The 19,779-nt window shown below is 28.2% G+C and carries 19 protein-coding genes, 1 pseudogene and 1 riboswitch; of the genes and pseudogenes, 9 read left to right on the top strand and 11 right to left on the bottom strand.

The window, feature by feature from the left end:
• Positions 1-149: 149 nt before the first annotated feature.
• The 5 genes from pepV to Q0V08_RS00915 are packed head-to-tail and all read right to left on the bottom strand — an operon-like array spanning position 150 to position 5,290.
• The gene (gene pepV / locus Q0V08_RS00935; RefSeq protein ID WP_297431263.1) at positions 150-1,541 is read right to left on the bottom strand and encodes a dipeptidase PepV; all 1,392 of its coding nucleotides are present in this window, start codon (positions 1,539-1,541) and stop codon (positions 150-152) included.
• Between the two features lie 2 nt (positions 1,542-1,543).
• A complete protein-coding gene (locus tag Q0V08_RS00930; protein ID WP_297431261.1) occupies positions 1,544-2,428 on the bottom strand; it encodes a VacJ family lipoprotein in 885 nt (294 codons plus the stop codon).
• On the bottom strand, positions 2,418-3,698 hold the full coding sequence (locus Q0V08_RS00925) for a serine/threonine protein kinase (protein WP_297431259.1): 1,281 nt from the start codon (positions 3,696-3,698) through the stop codon (positions 2,418-2,420). The genes Q0V08_RS00930 and Q0V08_RS00925 overlap by 11 nt, the downstream gene beginning before the upstream one ends.
• A gap of 29 nt (positions 3,699-3,727) precedes the next feature.
• On the bottom strand, positions 3,728-4,507 hold the full coding sequence (locus Q0V08_RS00920; protein WP_297431257.1) for a Cof-type HAD-IIB family hydrolase: 780 nt from the start codon (positions 4,505-4,507) through the stop codon (positions 3,728-3,730).
• An 18-nt stretch (positions 4,508-4,525) separates the two neighbouring features.
• Complete coding sequence (locus Q0V08_RS00915) at positions 4,526-5,290, bottom strand: RNA methyltransferase (protein ID WP_297431255.1); 765 nt, start codon at positions 5,288-5,290, stop codon at positions 4,526-4,528.
• Positions 5,291-5,452: 162 nt separating this feature from the next.
• Between Q0V08_RS00915 and Q0V08_RS00910 the strand changes: the two genes are divergently transcribed.
• The 3 genes from Q0V08_RS00910 (at position 5,453) to Q0V08_RS00900 (ending at position 8,671) form a co-directional block, all read left to right on the top strand.
• Positions 5,453-6,481 carry an extracellular solute-binding protein gene (locus Q0V08_RS00910; protein ID WP_297431253.1) on the top strand — a complete coding sequence of 343 codons (1,029 nt, stop codon included), beginning with the start codon at positions 5,453-5,455 and terminating at the stop codon, positions 6,479-6,481.
• A 106-nt stretch (positions 6,482-6,587) separates the two neighbouring features.
• Positions 6,588-7,682, top strand: coding sequence for a DNA polymerase III subunit beta (locus Q0V08_RS00905; protein ID WP_297431251.1), 1,095 nt, complete (start codon positions 6,588-6,590; stop codon positions 7,680-7,682).
• Positions 7,683-7,705: 23 nt separating this feature from the next.
• On the top strand, positions 7,706-8,671 hold the full coding sequence (locus Q0V08_RS00900) for a magnesium transporter CorA family protein (protein WP_023049820.1): 966 nt from the start codon (positions 7,706-7,708) through the stop codon (positions 8,669-8,671).
• Between the two features lie 33 nt (positions 8,672-8,704).
• Here the strand turns inward: Q0V08_RS00900 and fusA are convergent, their stop codons facing one another.
• Both fusA and Q0V08_RS00890 read right to left on the bottom strand, forming a co-directional pair.
• Positions 8,705-10,768, bottom strand: a complete 2,064-nt coding sequence (gene fusA / locus Q0V08_RS00895) for an elongation factor G (protein ID WP_297431248.1) — start codon at positions 10,766-10,768, stop codon at positions 8,705-8,707.
• A 131-nt stretch (positions 10,769-10,899) separates the two neighbouring features.
• Complete coding sequence (locus Q0V08_RS00890; protein WP_023049818.1) at positions 10,900-11,175, bottom strand: HU family DNA-binding protein; 276 nt, start codon at positions 11,173-11,175, stop codon at positions 10,900-10,902.
• Between the two features lie 177 nt (positions 11,176-11,352).
• Between Q0V08_RS00890 and Q0V08_RS00885 the strand changes: the two genes are divergently transcribed.
• The 5 genes from Q0V08_RS00885 to Q0V08_RS00865 all read left to right on the top strand — a co-directional run bounded on the left by Q0V08_RS00885 (position 11,353) and on the right by Q0V08_RS00865 (position 15,873).
• Complete coding sequence (locus Q0V08_RS00885) at positions 11,353-12,162, top strand: N-acetylmuramoyl-L-alanine amidase (RefSeq protein ID WP_366099763.1); 810 nt, start codon at positions 11,353-11,355, stop codon at positions 12,160-12,162.
• A gap of 61 nt (positions 12,163-12,223) precedes the next feature.
• A riboswitch (FMN riboswitch) is annotated at positions 12,224-12,353 on the top strand.
• Positions 12,354-12,441: 88 nt separating this feature from the next.
• Positions 12,442-12,915, top strand: coding sequence for a 6,7-dimethyl-8-ribityllumazine synthase (ribE, locus tag Q0V08_RS00880; RefSeq protein WP_023049816.1), 474 nt, complete (start codon positions 12,442-12,444; stop codon positions 12,913-12,915).
• A gap of 2 nt (positions 12,916-12,917) precedes the next feature.
• Positions 12,918-14,015, top strand: a complete 1,098-nt coding sequence (gene ribD, locus Q0V08_RS00875; protein ID WP_297431244.1) for a bifunctional diaminohydroxyphosphoribosylaminopyrimidine deaminase/5-amino-6-(5-phosphoribosylamino)uracil reductase RibD — start codon at positions 12,918-12,920, stop codon at positions 14,013-14,015.
• Positions 14,000-14,656 (top strand): riboflavin synthase, encoded by a 657-nt coding sequence (locus Q0V08_RS00870; RefSeq protein WP_297431242.1) that lies wholly within the window; start codon positions 14,000-14,002, stop codon positions 14,654-14,656. The genes ribD and Q0V08_RS00870 overlap by 16 nt, the downstream gene beginning before the upstream one ends.
• 17 nt (positions 14,657-14,673) lie before the next feature.
• Positions 14,674-15,873, top strand: a complete 1,200-nt coding sequence (locus Q0V08_RS00865; RefSeq protein ID WP_297431240.1) for a bifunctional 3,4-dihydroxy-2-butanone-4-phosphate synthase/GTP cyclohydrolase II — start codon at positions 14,674-14,676, stop codon at positions 15,871-15,873.
• Positions 15,874-15,898: 25 nt separating this feature from the next.
• Here Q0V08_RS00865 and Q0V08_RS00860 read toward each other — a convergent pair whose 3' ends face one another.
• Genes Q0V08_RS00860 through Q0V08_RS00845 form a run of 4 tightly spaced genes read right to left on the bottom strand, consistent with a single transcriptional unit; the run spans position 15,899 to position 18,797 of the window.
• Positions 15,899-16,162, bottom strand: coding sequence for a hypothetical protein (locus Q0V08_RS00860; RefSeq protein WP_297431238.1), 264 nt, complete (start codon positions 16,160-16,162; stop codon positions 15,899-15,901).
• A 5-nt stretch (positions 16,163-16,167) separates the two neighbouring features.
• Positions 16,168-17,196, bottom strand: a complete 1,029-nt coding sequence (locus Q0V08_RS00855) for an alpha/beta hydrolase-fold protein (RefSeq protein WP_297431236.1) — start codon at positions 17,194-17,196, stop codon at positions 16,168-16,170.
• A 16-nt stretch (positions 17,197-17,212) separates the two neighbouring features.
• Positions 17,213-18,604: an asparagine--tRNA ligase gene (asnS, locus tag Q0V08_RS00850; protein WP_297431234.1), complete on the bottom strand. Its 1,392-nt coding sequence runs from the start codon at positions 18,602-18,604 to the stop codon at positions 17,213-17,215.
• A 7-nt stretch (positions 18,605-18,611) separates the two neighbouring features.
• Positions 18,612-18,797 (bottom strand): DUF896 domain-containing protein, encoded by a 186-nt coding sequence (locus tag Q0V08_RS00845; RefSeq protein ID WP_297431232.1) that lies wholly within the window; start codon positions 18,795-18,797, stop codon positions 18,612-18,614.
• A 178-nt stretch (positions 18,798-18,975) separates the two neighbouring features.
• Between Q0V08_RS00845 and Q0V08_RS00840 the strand changes: the two are divergent.
• Positions 18,976-19,779: pseudogene (locus tag Q0V08_RS00840) on the top strand (hypothetical protein); the annotation flags it as partial.

Below are 19,779 nucleotides of genomic sequence, written 5' to 3'. Positions count from 1 at the left end.
TTTTTATTATATCTATATTAATAAAATATATAATTATTATTAATATAGATTCTAATTTTTCTCATGTACTATTTTTTTAGTATTTTTGTCTATTTTTTATTTTTGCAAAAAATAAAAAAACTGCAATACTGCAGTTTTTTCTTACACTTTTATTTTGCTAAATCATATATTGCTTGAACATATATTTTTAACCAAGTGTCTAATTTATCTAATTCTAAATATTCATTTTTTTGATGCATATTATCCTCTTGATCTTTTAATAAAGCTCCAAATGCAACTCCATTTGTTACAGCTCTAGCATAAGTTCCTCCACCAATAGAAACTGGCTCTGCATCTATATCACCAGTTATATCTTTATATATATCCATTAATGTTGTTACCAAGAAACTATCTTTAGGAACATATAGCGGATTCTTAGCTGATCTTATTGAAACATTTAAATTTTTAGTTTTTGCTCTTTTTTCTACTTGATCAATTACTTGTTCTTTTGTAAATGTAACTGGATATCTAATATCAAATCCAAACATTACATTTTTACCTTCACACTCAATTTTACCAATAGTTAATGTTAATACTCCAGATGGTTCATCTTCAAAATTAATTCCTAATCTCTCTCCTGAATACTCCATCTTTATATACTCATTAAAGAACTCTACTAAATTTTTTAATTTTTCATCTTCAATTTTTAAAGTTGATAAGAAAGTAAATAAAGCTGATATTGCATTATATCCATTTGCTGGTCTAGCTCCATGAGAAGCTTTTCCTAAAGAAATTATTTCTATTTTTCCATCTTTTTCAGTTGCTACTATCTTAAACTCTTTTCCTTCATTATATTTTTCTAAATTTGAAAATATTTCATCTTTCATTGATAATGGAAATAAGCCTATAGCAGAATCTGGAACTGAATTAAATGCTACTCCACCTTTTATTGAAAAATTTAACTCTTCCTGGTACTCTTGACTTAGCATTAAATGTAATATTCCTTTTTCAGCATAAGTTACAGGAAATGACGAGTCTGGAGTAAATGCCATTGCTGGCTGTGGCATATTTAATTTTCCAAAATAATGGTTCATACATCCCCATCCAGTTTCTTCATTAGCTCCTACTATTACTCTAACTTTTCTACTTAATTTAACTCCTGAATCTTTAATAGCTTTCAATGCATATAAAGCCGCAATTGTAGGACCTTTATCATCTAAAACTCCTCTTCCATACATTTTACCATCTACTATTTTTGCTTCATATGGTGGATGATCCCATCCTTTTCCCTCAGGTACAACATCCACATGTCCAAGAATACCTATCATCTCGTCATCTGAACCTACACCAAAATCAATATGACCTGCATAATTATCAAAATTTTCAACTTCAAAACCTAATTTTTTTCCTAAATCTAACATGTGCTCTAGAGCTTTTGCAGGTCCTTCTCCAAAAGGCATTCCTTCTAATGGCGCCTCTTGCACACTTTTAATTCTAACTGACTCCTGAATTGATTTAACAACATCATCTTTGTAATTTAGTACAAACTCTTGTAAATTCAAAACTATTCACCTCTCCCCTTTACTTTTACATCATTTACATCTATTAATGTATCTCTATATTTAGTATAGAAATATCTTACATACTCATATTCAAAAGGACTTCCAGTCCCATAGTATCTAAAGTTCTGATTTTCTTTTCTTGCATTAATTCCTCCCATTGCAGTAACTCCAGGGTTATTAACATCAAAACCAACAGGTTGTTCGTATGGATTTATTTCTGACACACTTGCTATTCCAACTGCTTTACCTGCTGTATCTCTAAGATTAGATGGTCCAAAACCAGGTAATACTAAATACGGTCCATTTCCAACTCCATATTTTGCTAAAGTTAATCCAAAATCTTCATATGTTTTTGGTAATTCCAAAGCAGATGCTACATCAAATAATCCTAAAATACCAATTGTTGAATTTATTCCAAATCTAACAAAAGTTATTGTAGCTTTTCTTCCTTCAAATTGTAATATTGAGTTTATGAACGTATTTATCTCTTGTAAATTTGAAAAGAAATTAGACACACCTTTTTGAACAAATTTTGGTGCTATAAATTCATAAGTATTAACAGCTGGAATTAAAACATACTTATCTAAATAGTAATTAAAATAGTATATTCTCCTATTTAAAGGTTCTAACGGATCATAAACTTCTATAAATTTAGTTCCATTTATCTCCTTTTTTTCTACAACTTCACTTCTTATTCCTTCTGGTTCATATATAATCTCTTTTCCATTTCCTAATTTTAAGTACTCATTACTCTTTAAATGAGTGTGTTGATTTAAACTTTCTTTTTTTTCAAGTTTTTTTTCAGAAGTATCATTTTTAGTTTTTAAGGGAGAACAGCTAATAAAAAATATACAACTTATCATTAAGCATAACTTTTTATAATTCATTGTTGAACACCCCCTTCTCTAAAAACTCTAACATTTTATCCACATTAGTTTGATAAAACATATTTCCACAGTGCCCACCATAAGGATATATCAAACTTCTTTCTTTAAATACATTTTTTATAAAACCTCTATCCTTATCAGATAAAATAAAATCATCTTCATTAGTTACTGCTACTATTTTATCTTCTTTCTCTAAATAACTTTTAATTATTCTTAAATCGCCATATTTTAAAACATCGTTAAAAGTTAAATCTCCACCTAATATTTTTAAATAATATGGATAAGCTAATTTATTTAAATAATCACTAAAGTTTGCAAAGTTAATACTTTCAAAATAAGGATACATTTTTGAAAATTTTCCTGGAGTTGTATTTGAATATACATGGGTACCATTTATTTGATCTACAATATAATTTAAATCAATTGATGTTAAATTAAAAGCAAGCCCTATTAATCTTTCCATCTCTTTATTAGATAATTCTTGTTTTTCAAAAATTGAATATATTCCCTCTTCTGTTATTTGTAAGTCACTAGGTGAAATATTCTTTTTTACTACTTCCATTACTTCATCAATAATTTCCACTATTTGTCCTTTATTTTCTATATTTTTTGACAACATATTATCTAAAGTAGTTGCCGAATAATACAGATTAATAGATGGATTAACCATGTAAACTCTTTTAAAGTTAAAATCTTTTCCTTGAGAATCTAAATAAGATAAAACTGCTGAGTGTGTTGCTCCCATACTATATCCCATTAAATATGTATCTGTTATTTCAACTTTCTCTTCTTTTTTTACTTTTTCTAACATATCTCCCATAATATTATACAAATCTAAACCGTCCTGAATCAAAACTCCAGGCACCTGACTATTTGATACATTTAATATAAAATTAGAGTTAAACACTGATGTTACAGTTAATACGTGATATCCTGCATTATAAAATATTTTTTGAAAGTTTTTTGTTCTTGTAGAGTTATATGCTGAACCTGTTCCTGATAAAACAAAAATTAAAGGAGCTTTTCCTTTTTGTTTGCTTAAAGAAAAATTAAATCCTTTATCAAACCACATATTTGCAGGCACTTTATTACTTCTTTCTAACATAATTTTAAACTCTTTAGTAGGCACCTCATTAGGTATCCCTTTTGTCATAATTTTAGAACTTCCAACTATTGTAGCCACATATGGATTTTTCATTGGAAATTTATACTCAGCAAAAATATTTACCGTCAGAATTAACATAAATATTACTCTCATACATTTTCTCATTATAAAAAATTCCCCTCCTTAAAATAAGATTAAATAATTTTTTTCAGCTCCTCTAAAACTCCATTTTCATTGTTACTTTTTGCTATAAAATTTGATATTTTCTTTATTTCCTCATGTGCGTTTTCCATTGCAAAACTATATTTACCTTTTTTTAACATTTCTAAATCATTTAAATAATCTCCAAAAATCATAGTTTCCTCATAATCTACTCCCAGCTCTTTTTGAAGAGCTTCTAACGCTATTCCTTTATTGGATTCTAAATGACTTATATCTAACCAAATTTCACCTGAAACAACAATTTGACAATCTTTCTCATTTTCTATATGGGGATAAACATTTCTTTCTGTTCCACTTAAGTCACAATAAGTAATTTTTATTATTTCATCATCTATAAAATCTAAAAGATTTGAAACAACTTTTCTTTCCTCATAATATTTTTCTACTTCTGCAATAAATTCTATTTCAGTCGATTCAATATACGCAGATTTCTTACCACATAATACCACATTTGTTGTAGGTATCTTTCTTCCTATTTCAACATATTTTTTTATTATATCTTTTGATAATATTCTAGAATATATTTCTTTTTCTTTTTCTACAACATAACTTCCATTTTCAGCAATGAAAACTATTTTATTTTTTATCTTATCAAAATTTTTTCTTAAATTTTGATATTGCCTTCCACTAGCTACAACAAATTTAATACCCTTTTTTTCCATTTCTGAATGAATCTCCCAAAATTCATTTGAAAACTCTTTTTTATCATTTAAAAATGTTCCATCCATATCTGTAACAACTAGTTTTATCATCAAAATCTCCCCTAATACTTATTTATTATCTATTCTATTTCTTACATCATATAAAATAATTCCTGTAGCCATAGCTACATTTAATGATTCTGCACTTCCATAAATTGGAATTATTACTTTCTCATCACTTTTTAGCAATATATTTTGAGAAATTCCATCGCCTTCATTTCCAAATATAAATGCATTCTTCTCTTCTAATTTCATTTTTGTATATGGAATAGAATCTTTTTCTAAGGCTGTAGCTATTATTTTATAACCTTTTTCTTTCAATAAGTGTATAGTATCTGTCTCTTCTAAATAGTAAATATTCATACTTAAAATTGATCCCATACTGCTCCTTACAGTTTTTTCATTATAGCAATCTACGCTTCCCTTAGTTAAAATTATATCCTTAAATCCAGCTGCATCCGCTACTCTTATAATTGTCCCTAAATTTCCTGGATCTGCTACTCTATTTAAAATAATAATATTTTTATCTAAATAATCCAAATTTTGTTCTTTAGAATTATAGCAAATGATAACTCCTTGAGAATTTTCTTGAGAACTTAACTCTTTAAATAATTTTTCACTTAAAATTATTTTTTTACATTGAAATTTTTCAGATAACTTTATACTTTCTTCAGAAACTCCCTCTTTAAATATTATTACTTTAGGAATCTCTTGAAATTCTAAAAATTTTCTTCCTTCTGCCAAAAATAATTTATCTAACTCTCTATATTTTTTTGCTTTTAATTTTTTTAAACTCTTAAAAAGTTCATTATCTTTACTTGTTATTATATCCAATATTATATCTCCTAAAACTAATTATATTTTATATAAGATTATACATTAATTTTGTTCTATTTTCTAGTTAAATAATCTTTAGCTGTAATTATTCTTGACTATCTTTAAAAAATATAATACAATTTTTAACGGTTATATAATTTATATTTTAGGGAGGTTTAAGTGAAAAAAATAATAACTTTATTATCTTTAGTTTTTCTACTGCTTTCATGTGGTAACGAAAAACAAAAAAATGAAAATGTTCTTTATCTTTATGGATGGGCTGATTATATTCCCACAAAAATTTATGAAGATTTTGAAAAAGAAACAGGTATTAAAGTAATTGAAGATATTTACTCATCAAATGAAGAGATGTTTGCTAAAATTAAAGCTGGAGGATCTGGATATGATATCTTAACACCTTCAACTGATTATGCTGAAATTTTAATGAATGATGGAATGCTTGAAAAACTTGATAAATCTAAATTACCATCATTAAATAATATAGATCCTATGGTATTTGAAAAGTTACAATATTTTGATTCTAATAACGATTATGCTTTTCCATTTGCAATGGGAGCTACAACTATAGCCGTGAATACTAAATACGTTAAAAATTTTCCAAGAGATTTTACAATCTATAATAATGCTGAATATAAAGGAAAAATGACTTTATTAGATGATATGAGAGAGGTTATGACTTCCGCTCTAGGAACTTTAGGATATCCTCAGACAACTGAAGATGAAGCAGCTATATCTAAAGCGGCTAATCTTGTAAAGGAATGGAAAAAAAACATTGCCAAATTTGATTCAGAATCTTTTGGTAAAGGTTTTGCTAATGGTGATTTCTGGGTTGTACATTGCTATCCTGATAATGTTTTAAATGAATTAACTCCTGAGCAATTAGAAACAACTGAATTTGTAATTCCTGAAAAAGGTGGAACAGCTTATATCGATTCATTTGTTATACCTAAAACTGCACCAAATAAAGAAGCTGCATATAAATTTTTAGATTTTGTACAAAGACCTGAAAATTATAAATTAATTGCTGAACATTTAAGAGTTCCATCTATAAATGTTCCTGCTAGAGAACTTATCACTGTTGAGCCTCTATATTCAATAGATGATTTAAGACACACTGAAATTTTACGAGATATTAAAAATACACTAGATCTTCAAAGTAAATATTGGCAAGAAATTCTTATTGATTAATCCTAAAAGTCTAACTTAAAAATTTAAGTTAGACTTTTTTATTTCTTGTAACACTCTTATTTATAGTGTATAATTTTAGAAAAGAATACAATTAGGAGGACCCCCTATGAATTTTAATATTAGAAGAAATGAACTAGTTGAAATTTTCTCTGAATTTATTAATATTTTAAAAGATAATCCAATTAAACCGATTATTTCTGGTTTAAAAATAGAATCAAATAGTGGTAAAGTAACGTTTACAGGTACTAACCTTGACATTAACTATATAAAAACTGTCTATTGCGAAACAATTGAAGATGGCGTAGTTATTTTTAAACCAAATTTAGCTTTAGAATATATTAAGCTTTTAGATGATGAAACTATTAATTTATCATCTAAAAATGATATTCTTTCTATTCACTTAGCTGAGTTTACTTTATTATATAACGATAATTTCCCTGAAAATTTAAAACTTCCACTTGTTGATGAAATTGCAAAAATTTCACCTCAAGAACTTTATAAAAGTTTTGAAAGAACAAAATTTTCAGTTGCTCCTTCAACAGAAAATTTAGCAATCAACTGTATTAGAACTCTTTTTAGAGAAGATAGAATCTCTTTTGTATCAACAGATTCGTATAGATTAACTTATTTAAAAACGGATAACAAGTCTCTTTTGGAAAAGGATTTTTCAATTCCTCTTGAATCTGTTAATATTCTATGTAAATTAATCAAAGATTTAAATGAAGATATAACTATTGGTTCAAATGGTGAGAACCTTATTTTCTTATGGAAAAATACTTACTTCCTTACAAAAGTAACTACTCTTCCGTTTCCTAACTTTGATGCTATTCTTTGTGGAAATAGCTTTAGTAAAGAGATGGAATTTAATTATAATGATTTCAAAAGTGCTTTAAAAAAAGTTTTAACAGTGGCAAGAACTAGTAATGAATCAAAAAATGGTGCTATTTTAGAGTTCAAAAGTAAAAAACTTTCTATTTCAGCTTCTTCTGGTAAAGCAAAAATTAATCAAAAAGTTGATATGATTAAAAATGGAGATGATTTTAAATGCTCTCTTAATATAAAATTCCTTTTTGAATTTGTTGAAAATTTAAATAATAATGTTTTTATTAAAGGAAATACCTCTTCAGCTATGTTTGAAATCACTGAAGGAGATAACAGTTCTTATAAATATATTTTAATGCCTCTTGCACTAAGAGACTAACACTCAATTTTAGGCGGTTTTTTATGATAAAAATTTACAAAAGTCATAATGATATTTTAGAAAAAAAACTTTTCTCAATTTCTGAAACACTTGAAGTTGAAAAATTAACTGAAAAGAATACATGGATTCATCTTTCAAATCCTACAGAAGAGGAAATTAGAGTTGTTACTAATAGCTTTGATATTCCTGAAGAACATATTCGAGCTGCTCTTGACGAAGAGGAGAAAGCTCGTTTAGAAATTGATGATGATATAATCTTAGTTATTATTGATGTTCCCATTCATGATGAAAATAATCGTTGTTCTTTCACTACTGTTCCACTTGGAATAATTTTATTGAAAGATCATATTTTAACTGTATCTACTGTTAAACTCTCTCTTATTGAGGAGTTTGTTCAAGGAAGGATTAAAAGTTTTTTTACATTTAAAAAAACAAGGTTTATTTTACAAATGCTTTTTAGAAACTCTACATATTTCTTACTTTATCTAAAACAAATTGGAAGAATAAGTGATAATATTGAAAGGCAGCTAAAAAATAACCTTAGAAACCAAGAACTTATGCTTCTTCTTGAATTGGAAAAAAGTTTGGTTTATTTTACTACATCTTTAAAATCAAATGAAGCCGTTCTTGAAAGAATGATGAGAACTGAAATTGTAAAAAGATACCCAGATGATTTAGAGCTTCTTGAAGATGTTATAATAGAAACTAAACAGGCTATTGAAATGGCAAATATTTATTCAAGTATTTTAGGTAGTACTCGAGATGCTTTTTCTACAGTTATGTCAAACAACCTTAATATAGTAATGAAAAAACTTACTTCTATTACAATTGTATTTGCCATTCCTACTGTTGTTTCTGGACTTTGGGGAATGAACGTAGGTGGTGTTCCTTTTGCTTCAGATACCTATGGTTTTCTTTGGGTTCTACTTGTAGCATTTGCTTGCGGAATTATAATAACATGGATTTTATTTAAAAAAGAACTATTTTAATTGAAAAGGCTCTGTTTATCAGAGCCTCTTTTATTACTTATTTTTTCTTATTTCTATTATTTTTTGTGCTAAATTTTCTTGAAGTTCCTCATATTTTAAGAAACTATATTCAAATCTTCCTCTGCCCTGAGTTAAAGATTTTAAATCTATTGCATATTTTAATATCTCGCTTTCAGGAACTTCTACAGTTAAAAGTTGCTCAGAGTAAGCTTTTGGTTCCATTCCTAAAATTCTTCCTCTTCTTTTATTCATATCTCCCATAATATCTCCTATATATTCATCAGGAGCTACTATCTCCATTTTTACAATTGGCTCTAATATAACACACTTAGCTGTCTCCATCCCTTTTCTAAACGCTAATATGGCTGCTTGCTTAAATGATATTTCATTTGAATCTACAGGATGATACGATCCATCATACAATGTTGCCTTTATATTTATTACTGGATACCCCGCTAATTTACCTTTATTTTTTGCTTCCAACAATCCTTTTTCTACTGCTGGAATATAAGTTTTAGGAACTACTCCACCATGAATATTATCATAAAATCCAAACTCATCACTATTTGGTTCAAATTTTATAAATACTTCTCCAAATTGTCCTGCTCCTCCCGATTGCTTTTTATGTCTACCTTGAGCTTCAACGCTATTTTTAATTGTTTCTCTATAAGAAACTTCTGGCTCTTTCAATAAAGCATTTACACCAAATTTATTTTCAAGTTTATTAAGAAGTATATTAAGGTGCTTTTCTCCTTGTCCACCAATTATTAACTCTTTTGTTTCATAATTTCTTCCTATTGAAAAAGATGGATCTTCATCCATTAATCTTTGAAGTGCTCCACTTAACTTATCATCATCACTTTTTTCTTTTGGAACGATGGACATATATAAACATGGCTTTGGAAACTCTATTACTTGATATAAAATAACATTATCTTTATCACATAGAGTATCTCCCGTCTGAGCCTCTTGAATCTTCGTCATAGCACCTATATCTCCTGCTCTAACCTCTTCTGCTGGTAATTGTTTTCCACCTCTAAAGAATGAAATATTTCCTATTTTAACTTTTATCCCTTTATTTGAAATTAATACTTCATCATCTTTTTTAATAACTCCTGAATTAACTTTAAACAAAGATATTTTCCCCATATATGGATCTACTATTGTTTTAAATATAACTGCGGAGAATGGTTCATCTACTGCAACTTTTCTTGTTAACATCTCACTTTTATTTGTTGTATAACCTATTTTTATACCTCCATTTACCTCTAAAGGTGTAGGTAAATAGTTATATAGCATTTCAAAAAGAGTTCGAACACCTATTCCATTACTTGCAGACCCAATAATAACAGGAACAATTTCACCATTAACAACACCATTATGTAATCCTTGTTTAATCTCTTCCTCAGTAAAATCCTCTCCTGAAAAATACTTATTTAAAAGATTTTCGTCAGTTTCAGCAATTGCCTCTAACAAAAGATTTCTTACTTCTGCTACATCTATATCTTCTGGAATTGGGGCATCTTCACATGATTCACCATTAAAAATTCTTCCTTTTAAATCCACAACATTTACAAAACCTTTAAACTCCTCTTCAAATCCTATTGGTATACAAAATGGTGCTACTTTCTTACCAAATTTCTCTTTCATATCATAAAGAAGTTTTTCATAGTTATGAACTCCTTTATTCATTTTATTGATGAAGATAACTCTTGGAATACCTGCTTCTTCAAGTAATCTCCATGCTCTCTCTGTTCCTACTTCCACTCCAGCTGCACCATTAATAACTAAAACTGCTCCTCCTGAAACTGCCAAAGCTGACGAAACTTCTCCTGAAAAATCTGAATATCCTGGTGTATCTAATATATTATATTTATGACCTAAATATTCAAGAGGTATAACTGACGTATTAATTGAAAATCCCTGTTTCATTTCCTCTTTATCAAAATCTGATATACTTGTTTGAGAGTCAACACTCCCCATTTTAGGGGTTGTATTAGATATGTATAGCATGGCCTCTACTAAGCTACTTTTTCCACTTCCACGATGCCCCAAAAGAGTTATATTTCTTATCTCACTCATTTCATAACTAATCATAATTGTTCCTCCTATTTTAAGAGATTTTTTACGTTAGTACTTATATAGCTAATATTTCTTAATAAGTCAATAGCAATTTCTAAAACATATAAAAAAAGCCGAGAAATAATCTCGGCTTAAATAATTAAATATTAGTTCATTTTGTCTACTAAAGACTTTCCAGCTTTAAACTTTACAGTTTTCTTAGCTTCTATTTTAATTTCTTCTCCAGTTTTAGGGTTTCTTCCAGTTCTTTCAGGTCTTTCAACTACCTCAAATTTTCCCCATCCGATGAAGTTGATTTCCTCTCCAGCTTGTAAAGTCTCCTCTATTGTAACTAGAACTGAATCTAACTTTCTTTCTGCTTCAGCTTTTGAAGAGAATACACCTTTTTCAAATAATACTTTTGCGAATTCTTTTTTTGTCATTATATTTTCCTCCTAAAATGCTTCTATTATTGTAATTAAGTACAGTCATTTATATCATATAAACCAATTAATTTCAAATGTTTTTTAGGTTTTTTTGGATTTTTTTGACATTTTGGTATATAATCAAATCATACCAAAGGAAAGGATGTTCTTAATATGATTAAAAAAATAGTTTTTTTGCTTTTAACCCTTGTTTTATCTTCGTGCACATCGCTAAAATACAGTGTTAATTCGTCTAAATACAAATCAAAATCTTATAACGAAAGAGTTCGGTTTGTTATTTTACACTACACTGCTTTAAATGATGAACGTTCAATCACTGCCTTAACAAAAAATAATGTTAGTTCTCATTATTTAGTTACCCAAGAAAGGTATGATTCTGTTTACTCTTTAGTACCCGATACTCAAAGGGCTTGGCATGCTGGAACTAGTTCCTTTGATGGCTACAAAAATCTAAACGATAATTCAATTGGAATTGAAATCTCTAATTTAGGTTATTCAAGTGCTAGCAAACAAAAAACAGCAAATTTAAAAGAGGGAATTGTTGACACAGCTATGTTTTATCCCTATAACGATGCCCAAGTTTTTAAAATTGGAATGTTATTAAGAGAACTTACTACTAAATATAAGATTAATCCTAAATATATTTTAGGACATTCTGATATTGCTCCTACTAGAAAGTTTGATCCTGGTCCAAAATTCCCATGGAAACACCTTTATGATCATTATGGTGTTGGTGCTTGGTTTGAGAAAAAAGATTTTAATACTTTTTATTCACAAGATCTTTTTAATTCATATTCAATTAAAGATTTAAAAGATGAATTACGTAAATATGGATATGATATTAATTCAACTGATAATTGGGATTTACAAAGTAAAAAAGTGGTTTCTGCATTCCAAATGCACTTTAGACCTAGAAAAGTTGATGGTGTTTTTGACCTTGAAACTTTTGCTATTATAAAGGCATTAAATAAAAAATACAAATAATTTTATTGACAAAATAACTATTGATGTTTTATAATCAAGTCAACAATAATAAAATATGATAGATAAACTTCAGGGCAGGGTGAGCTTTTAACTAGCAATTCCCGACCGGCGGTGATAGTCCGCGAAACCTTCGGGTTTGATTTGGTGAAACTCCAAAACCGACAGTATAGTCTGGATGGAAGAAGTGTTTTTTTTATGCACAATTTTCTAATTTATTTATTTTTAAGCCCGAAGTCTATCTTCGGTTTTTTTTTATAAAAAATTTGAGGAGGACTAAAAATGGTAAAAATTTATGAGGGAAATTTTATAGGTGAAAATTTAAAGGTAGGTATCGTTTGTGCTAGATTCAATGAATTTATTGTATCTAAGCTTTTATCTGGTTCAATTGATGCTTTAAAAAGACATTCAGTTAATGAGGAGAATATACATGTTTCTTGGGTTCCAGGAGCTTTTGAAATTCCTCTTATTGCAAAAAAAATGGTTGAAACTAAAAAGTTTGATGTTGTTATTGCTCTTGGAGCTGTAATTAGAGGAGCTACTCCACATTTTGATTATGTTTGTTCAGAAGTTTCTAAAGGCGTAGCATCGATATCTTTGGATTCTGGAATTCCAGTAATCTTTGGTGTATTAACTGTTAATTCAATTGAAGAAGCTATTGAAAGAGCTGGTACAAAAGCTGGAAATAAAGGGTTTGAAGCTGGACTTTCTGCCATTGAAACTGTTAATCTTATTAGAAGTATTTCAGAGGAATAATTATGCATAATTACTTTATGGAAATAGCTATTAACGAAGCTAAAAAAGGCATAGGTGCTGTTAATCCTAATCCGCTTGTTGGAGCTGTTCTAGTTAAAGATAATAAAATTCTAGCAATGGGATACCATGAATTTTATGGTGGCCCACATGCTGAAGTTAATACTTTAAATAAATCTAATGATACTGAAGGATGTACTCTTTATGTTACTTTAGAGCCTTGTTCTCACTATGGAAAAACACCACCATGTACTGATCTTATTATCAAGTCTAAAATAAAAAAATGCGTTATTGCAACTTTAGACCCTAATCCATTAGTTAGCGGTCGAGGTGTAAAACAATTAGAAGAAGCTGGTGTTGAAGTTATCGTAGGCGTCTTAGAAAATGAAGCTAAAAATTTAAATAAAGTTTTCTTTAAGTATATAAAAAATAAAATTCCATATATTTTTATAAAAACAGGGATAACACTTGATGGTAAAATAGCTACTCAAGCTTTTTCTTCACAATGGATTACAAACTCTTTAGCACGAGATAAAGTAGAAAAATATCGAAATTTTTTCTCTGGAATTTTAGTTGGAGCAAATACTGTTATTCAAGACAATCCTTCTCTTAGATGTAAAGTTCTAGGTAATCGTAATCCTTCTAGATTAATTTTAGATAAAGATTTAATAATCTCAGAAAAATATAGTATAATAAATAATAATGATGATCAAAAAACTTTTATTATTACATCTGAAAAAAATATTAATTTAGAAAAATTTCAATTATTTTCAGAAAAATTTTCAATAAAATTTATAACTTTTTCAGAAAATGAAAATTTAGAAGATATTTTAAAAAAAATAGGTTCTTATAATATCGATTCTATATTAGTCGAAGGCGGTTCAGGAGTGATTTCATCTTTTTTTAAAGAAAATCTTTACGATGGTGGCGAGTTTATTATTGCTCCTAAAATACTAGGAGATAATCTTGCCATACCGTTTCTAACTGGCTTTTCTCCTACTATGATTGATGAGGGAATTACTTTAAAAAATATTAAAATAAATATTTACGATGATAATGTTGGATTTGAGTTTTATAAGGAGGACGGATGTTTACCGGTTTAATTGAAGAGCTTGGAAAAGTTATTTCTATTGATAAAACTCCACAAGGTGCAAATATAACTATCTCATGTAATAAAGTTTTACAAAAGGCAGCTATTGGAGATAGTATTGCTACAAATGGTGTATGTTTAACTGTTGTTAAACTATCTAATACAACTTTTACAGCTAATATAATGAATGAATCTTTAAAAGTTTCATCTTTAAAAAATTTAAAGATTGGAGATTTAGTTAATTTAGAAAAATCTTTAACTTTACAATCTTATTTAGGTGGACATCTTGTTACAGGAGATGTTGATTGTTGCGGAAAAATAATCTCAATCTCCAATGATGGGTTTGCACAAAAATATACAATTGAAATTCCTTTAGAGTTTATGAAATATGTTGTTTATAAGGGACGTATTACTCTTGATGGAGCTAGCTTGACTGTTGCTTCATTAAATGATTCAACTTTAACAGTTTCATTAATCCCTCATACACAAAAATCTATAACTTTAGGTTTTAAAAATGTTGGAGATATTATAAATATTGAAACTGATTTAATTGCAAAACATCTTGAAAAACTACTCCTAAGTAGAGAAAAAACAAATGAAAAATCTAGTTCAAATCTTTCTAAAAGTTTTTTAGCTGAAAATGGATTTTTCTAATATTAAGGAGGTTTAATATGTTTAATAAAATAGAAGATGCTATTAATGATTTAAAAAATGGAAAGTTAATAGTTGTTGTTGATAATGAAAATAGAGAAAATGAGGGAGACCTTGTTGGTGTCGGAGATATTATTTCTAAAGAAAATATTAATTTTATGATAAAATATGGAAGAGGTCTAGTTTGTGTTCCTCTTGAAGAAAAAAGAGCTAAAGAGCTTGACTTAACTCCCATGGTTTTTAACAATAGTGATTCTCATCAAACTGCTTTTACGGTTTCTGTAGACTCTTTAGCTGGAACTACTACTGGAATCTCTGTTGAAGATAGATATAATACCATAAGAGATTTAGCTTTTAATTCTAAATCTGGCGTTGAGTTTAAAAAACCAGGTCATATTTTCCCTCTAATAGCTAAAAATGGAGGAGTAATTGAACGTCCTGGACATACTGAAGCTTCTGTTGATCTTGCTAAATTAGCAGGTTTTAGCGGTTGTGGTGTTATTTGTGAAATTATAAAGGAAGATGGCGAAATGGCACGTGTTCCTGATTTAATTGAGTTTTGTAAATTTCATGATTTAAAGATGATTACAATTGAAGATTTAATTGAGTATAGAAAAAAAACAGAATTCCAAACTGAATTAGTTTGCGAAGCACCTTTACCTACAAAACACGGCACATTCAGACTAATCGGTTTTTCAAACACTATTGATTATAAAGAGCATGTTGCATTAGTTTATGGCGATATTGATAATCAAGAGGATGTACTTTTACGTGTACATTCAGAATGCTTAACAGGTGATGCTTTTGGTTCATTAAAATGTGATTGTGGTAGCCAATTAGATAAGTCTCTTGAAAATATTGTTAATCATGGTTCTGGAGTTCTTTTATATATGAGACAAGAAGGAAGAGGTATTGGTCTTCTTAATAAAATAAAAGCTTACAATCTTCAAGCTCAAGGTAAAGATACTGTTGAAGCTAATACTCTATTAGGATTTGATCCTGACTTAAGAGATTTTGCTGTAGCTGCTCAAATGATAAAACTTTTAAATATAAAAAGCATTAATCTAATGACTAATAATCCTAAAAAAATAAATGATTTAGAAAAGTATGGTATTAAAATTAATCACAGAACACATATTGAATTTCCTTCAAATAGTTGTAACTCTAAATATTTAAAAACAAAAAGAGAAAAAATGAATCATCTGTTTAAAATAAATTAAAAAAAGGCTTGAGTAAACTCAAGCCTTAATCTTTTAAATCTTCTAAAACCATCAAATAATATTCTATACCACTTTCTAGTTTTTCTTTATCCTTTTTTGAGTAATCACTAGCTGAAACTTTTGTCTTTAAGTCTTTAAATTGACTTTCTAACTCATCTCTCTCTTTTTCCTTAAAAGGTTTTGCTACCATATCATAAAATTCATTTTGATAACTTTTATACTCGCCTTTTATCCCCAATGAAAAACATCCTGTAAATAATAACATACTCAATATTAATAAGTATTTCATTATATCTACTTCCTTCTTTTTGTTTCTTCTGTAAAAAACACTAAAAAATTATATATATCTTTTGATATATATTCCCATGTATGATATTCATTTTCATAAATTTTCCCTTTAAAATCTAATCCATATTTTTTAGCTCTACCTACAACATCAAGCCATTGTTGAAACATTAAATAAGGTTTTTTATCTTCTGAACCAACACTTAAATAAAACTTTTTTCCCTTATATCTCTCAGGATTAGTTTTTTTTATTATACTATATGGATCATTTTTTAAAATTTTATATCCCCAAGGACTAAATACTTTCATGAAATGAGCCTTATTTACATCATTAAATAAAAATTTTGGCACATATAAATATCTAAAAATTCTCATAACTCTACGATTTATACTCATTCTAATCAAACTTATAGCCCCTGAAAAACTAGCTATAACATCATATGATTCTAAATTTTTAAGTCCAATTTTTAATGCACCATAACCACCCATAGAAAATCCACCAATACCTTTTTTAGAATTAGGATATTCTTTTTCGATAAAACTTGTCAAATCTTTTGAAAAAAACTCTTCATATTGATGAGATTTATCATTATAAAAATTAGTATACCAACTTTCACCATTATATCCTGAGTCAGGAAGAATAAAAATAATATCCTTTACTTTTCCTCTTTTCTTTAAACTTAGATAATTTTCACGTAATTTTGCTTTGTATATCCAATCTTCAGCTTTATCTCTTATTCCATGAAGAAGAACTAGACACAAGGGAGTCTCTGATACTCCCTTTGGTTTTACTATTAATACCCTCATCTTTTCAGTTGTGTACCTAGTTTCTAAATATTTTTCTTCTATAGTGAACTCATCTGATAGTTCTTTATGCGAAAATTCTAAACATCTAGACTTTGTATCTATTATTTTTTCAACTTGAGGAAAATTAAGAACTCTTTTTAATTTTCTATTTAATTTAAAATTATATGGATATGTTACAGTATAAAAAAGTAGTGAAATAAAAACTAGAAAAACTAGTATTTCTAATATCATTCTTCTTCCTCAATAATTAAAACTCAGCATTATTTGGAGTTCTAGGGAATGGTATTACGTCTCTTATATTCGTTATTCCTGTTACATACATAATCATTCTTTCAAATCCTAATCCATATCCTGAGTGAGGGAAACTTCCAAATCTTCTTAAGTCTAAATAGAATCCATAATCATCGGTACTTAATCCAGCTTCTGCCATTCTCTCTTCTAACACTTCTATATTATCTTCTCTTTGTGATCCACCTATTATTTCTCCAATTCCTGGAGCTAAAAGATCCATTGCTCTAACTGTTTTTCCATCTTTATTTAATTTCATGTAAAATGCCTTAATTTCTTTTGGATAATCTGTTACAAACACTGGTCTTTTAAAATGTTCTTCTGATAAAAATCTTTCGTGCTCACTTTGTAAATCAATTCCCCACTTAACAGGGTAATCAAACTTCTTTCCTGAGTTTACTAAAATATCTATCGCTTCTGTATATGTTACTCTTCCAAAATCATTATTTAATACATTATTTAATTTATCAAATAATCCTTTTTCAATAAACTGATTGAAAAATTCCATCTCTTCAGGACATTCATCCATTACATACTTAATTATATATTTTACCATTGCTTCTGCTAGTTCCATGTTACCCTCTAAGTCTGCAAAAGCTATTTCTGGTTCTATCATCCAAAATTCAGCAGCATGTCTTGAAGTATTTGATTGTTCTGCTCTAAATGTTGGTCCAAATGTATATATATTTCTAAATGCAGAACAATAAGTCTCTCCGTTTAATTGACCACTTACTGTTAAGTTTGTTTCTTTTCCAAAGAAGTCTTTTGTTACATCAACCTTACCTTCTTCAGTTTTAGGTACATCATTTAAATCAAGAGTTGTTACTCTAAACATCTCTCCTGCACCCTCACAATCTGATCCTGTAATAATTGGTGTATGTGTATATACAAATCCATTCTCTTGGAAAAACTTATGAATTGCATAAGCTAAAACTGATCTTACTCTGAATACTGCAGAGAATGTATTTGTTCTAGGTCTTAAATGTGCAATTGTTCTTAAGAATTCAAAAGAGTGTCTTTTATTTTGTAGTGGATAATCTAAATCAGCTTTTTGAAAAATCTCAATCTCTTTAGCTTGAATTTCAAAATTTTGTCCTGCACCTTGAGATCTAACTACTATACCTTTTACAATTATTGACGATGATATTGAAAGTCTTGAAATTTCGTCAAAATTTGGTAAATTTGTATCAAATACTATTTGTACACCTTTGAAAAAGCTTCCATCATTTAATTCTATAAATCCAAAGTTTTTTTGTGATCTTATCTTTCTTACCCAACCTGATAACTCAACTTCTTGGTCTAAATATTTTTCTGTTTCTCTATAAAGAGTTTTAACTAATTGTTTCATCATTTGCCCCCTATATCATCTTTGATTCATCGACAATTTCGATGCTATCTAATTTTTGTTTTACTTGCGCTTTAAATTGCTCTAAATATAACTTTCTATATTTTTCTCTTTCAAGCTTCTCTTCAGCTGTTAGCTCTCTTTTTTTCGCTTGACTAGAAAAATAATTAACCATCTCTATAATATCTTTCATTTCCATATTGTTCCTCCAAACTACATAACTATATAGTCTTATTAAACTTTTAGAGTAATTATACCGCTTATTTAATATTTTGTCAATTTGCTTGTATTGGTAAAAAGAATATTTTTCTTGTATTAATTTTATATAAAAATTGTTATAATCTAAATACATTTTATTAAAGGAGTTGAAATTTTTAATGAATTATTTCCAACCAAACCCAATAACAAATTTCAAAGCTACAATTGATATCCCAGGTTCGAAATCAATAACAAATAGAGCTCTTATTCTTTCAGCTCTTTCAGGAAAGACAATAATTTTGAAAAATATTCTCTTAAGTGACGATACAAAATATATGATTGATGCTTTAAGAGCTTTAAATAATACTATTGAAATCGATGAAATAAATAAAACACTTAAAATTACAGGAAATAAAAATCCAAAATATGAGAATTTAAGTTTATATATTGGAAATGCCGGAACTGCTATGAGATTTTTAAGTTCCTATTTAGCTACAGGAGAAGGAACTGCTACTTTATACGGTAATGATCGTATGAACCAAAGGCCAATTAAAGATTTAGTTGATTCTTTAATTCAATTGGGAATTAATGTCGAATATTTAAACAATCATGGTTATCCCCCAATTCGTATAACTTCTAAAGGAGTTTTTGCAAATTATGTCAAAATTGATGGAAGTAAAAGTAGTCAATATATATCTTCAATTCTTATGGCTGCCCCTAACTTCAAGAATTCTATTGAAATTGAGTTAAGTGGAAAAGTTGTATCAAAACCATATATAAATATGACTTTAGCTATGATGAATGATTTTGGAGTTAACTTTAATTACCATAATAACTCAATAAGTATATCTCCACAGGAATATAATATAGATGAATATTTAATTGAGGGGGATATGTCTTCAGCTTCTTACTTTTTAGCAATGGCTTTAATTGGTAATTCCACTATTACATTAAATAATTTTTTTAAAAACAGTATACAAGGT

Source organism: uncultured Cetobacterium sp. (genome assembly GCF_947038635.1).
Taxonomy (GTDB): Bacteria; Fusobacteriota; Fusobacteriia; order Fusobacteriales; family Fusobacteriaceae; genus Cetobacterium_A.
Note: the sequence above shows the minus strand (reverse complement) of the source record. Positions and strands in the feature narration are given on the sequence as shown.

Coding starts and splice junctions, on each gene's coding strand:
- Q0V08_RS00930 (WP_297431261.1), bottom strand. CDS start 2,428: ATGAATTATAAAAAGTTATGCTTAATGATAAGTTGTATATTTTTTATT.
- Q0V08_RS00925 (WP_297431259.1), bottom strand. CDS start 3,698: ATGAGAAAATGTATGAGAGTAATATTTATGTTAATTCTGACGGTAAAT.
- Q0V08_RS00920 (WP_297431257.1), bottom strand. CDS start 4,507: ATGATAAAACTAGTTGTTACAGATATGGATGGAACATTTTTAAATGAT.
- Q0V08_RS00905 (WP_297431251.1), top strand. CDS start 6,588: ATGAATTTTAATATTAGAAGAAATGAACTAGTTGAAATTTTCTCTGAA.
- Q0V08_RS00900 (WP_023049820.1), top strand. CDS start 7,706: ATGATAAAAATTTACAAAAGTCATAATGATATTTTAGAAAAAAAACTT.
- fusA (WP_297431248.1), bottom strand. CDS start 10,768: ATGATTAGTTATGAAATGAGTGAGATAAGAAATATAACTCTTTTGGGG.
- Q0V08_RS00890 (WP_023049818.1), bottom strand. CDS start 11,175: ATGACAAAAAAAGAATTCGCAAAAGTATTATTTGAAAAAGGTGTATTC.
- ribE (WP_023049816.1), top strand. CDS start 12,442: ATGGTAAAAATTTATGAGGGAAATTTTATAGGTGAAAATTTAAAGGTA.
- ribD (WP_297431244.1), top strand. CDS start 12,918: ATGCATAATTACTTTATGGAAATAGCTATTAACGAAGCTAAAAAAGGC.
- Q0V08_RS00870 (WP_297431242.1), top strand. CDS start 14,000: ATGTTTACCGGTTTAATTGAAGAGCTTGGAAAAGTTATTTCTATTGAT.
- Q0V08_RS00865 (WP_297431240.1), top strand. CDS start 14,674: ATGTTTAATAAAATAGAAGATGCTATTAATGATTTAAAAAATGGAAAG.
- Q0V08_RS00860 (WP_297431238.1), bottom strand. CDS start 16,162: ATGAAATACTTATTAATATTGAGTATGTTATTATTTACAGGATGTTTT.
- Q0V08_RS00855 (WP_297431236.1), bottom strand. CDS start 17,196: ATGATATTAGAAATACTAGTTTTTCTAGTTTTTATTTCACTACTTTTT.
- asnS (WP_297431234.1), bottom strand. CDS start 18,604: ATGATGAAACAATTAGTTAAAACTCTTTATAGAGAAACAGAAAAATAT.
- Q0V08_RS00845 (WP_297431232.1), bottom strand. CDS start 18,797: ATGGAAATGAAAGATATTATAGAGATGGTTAATTATTTTTCTAGTCAA.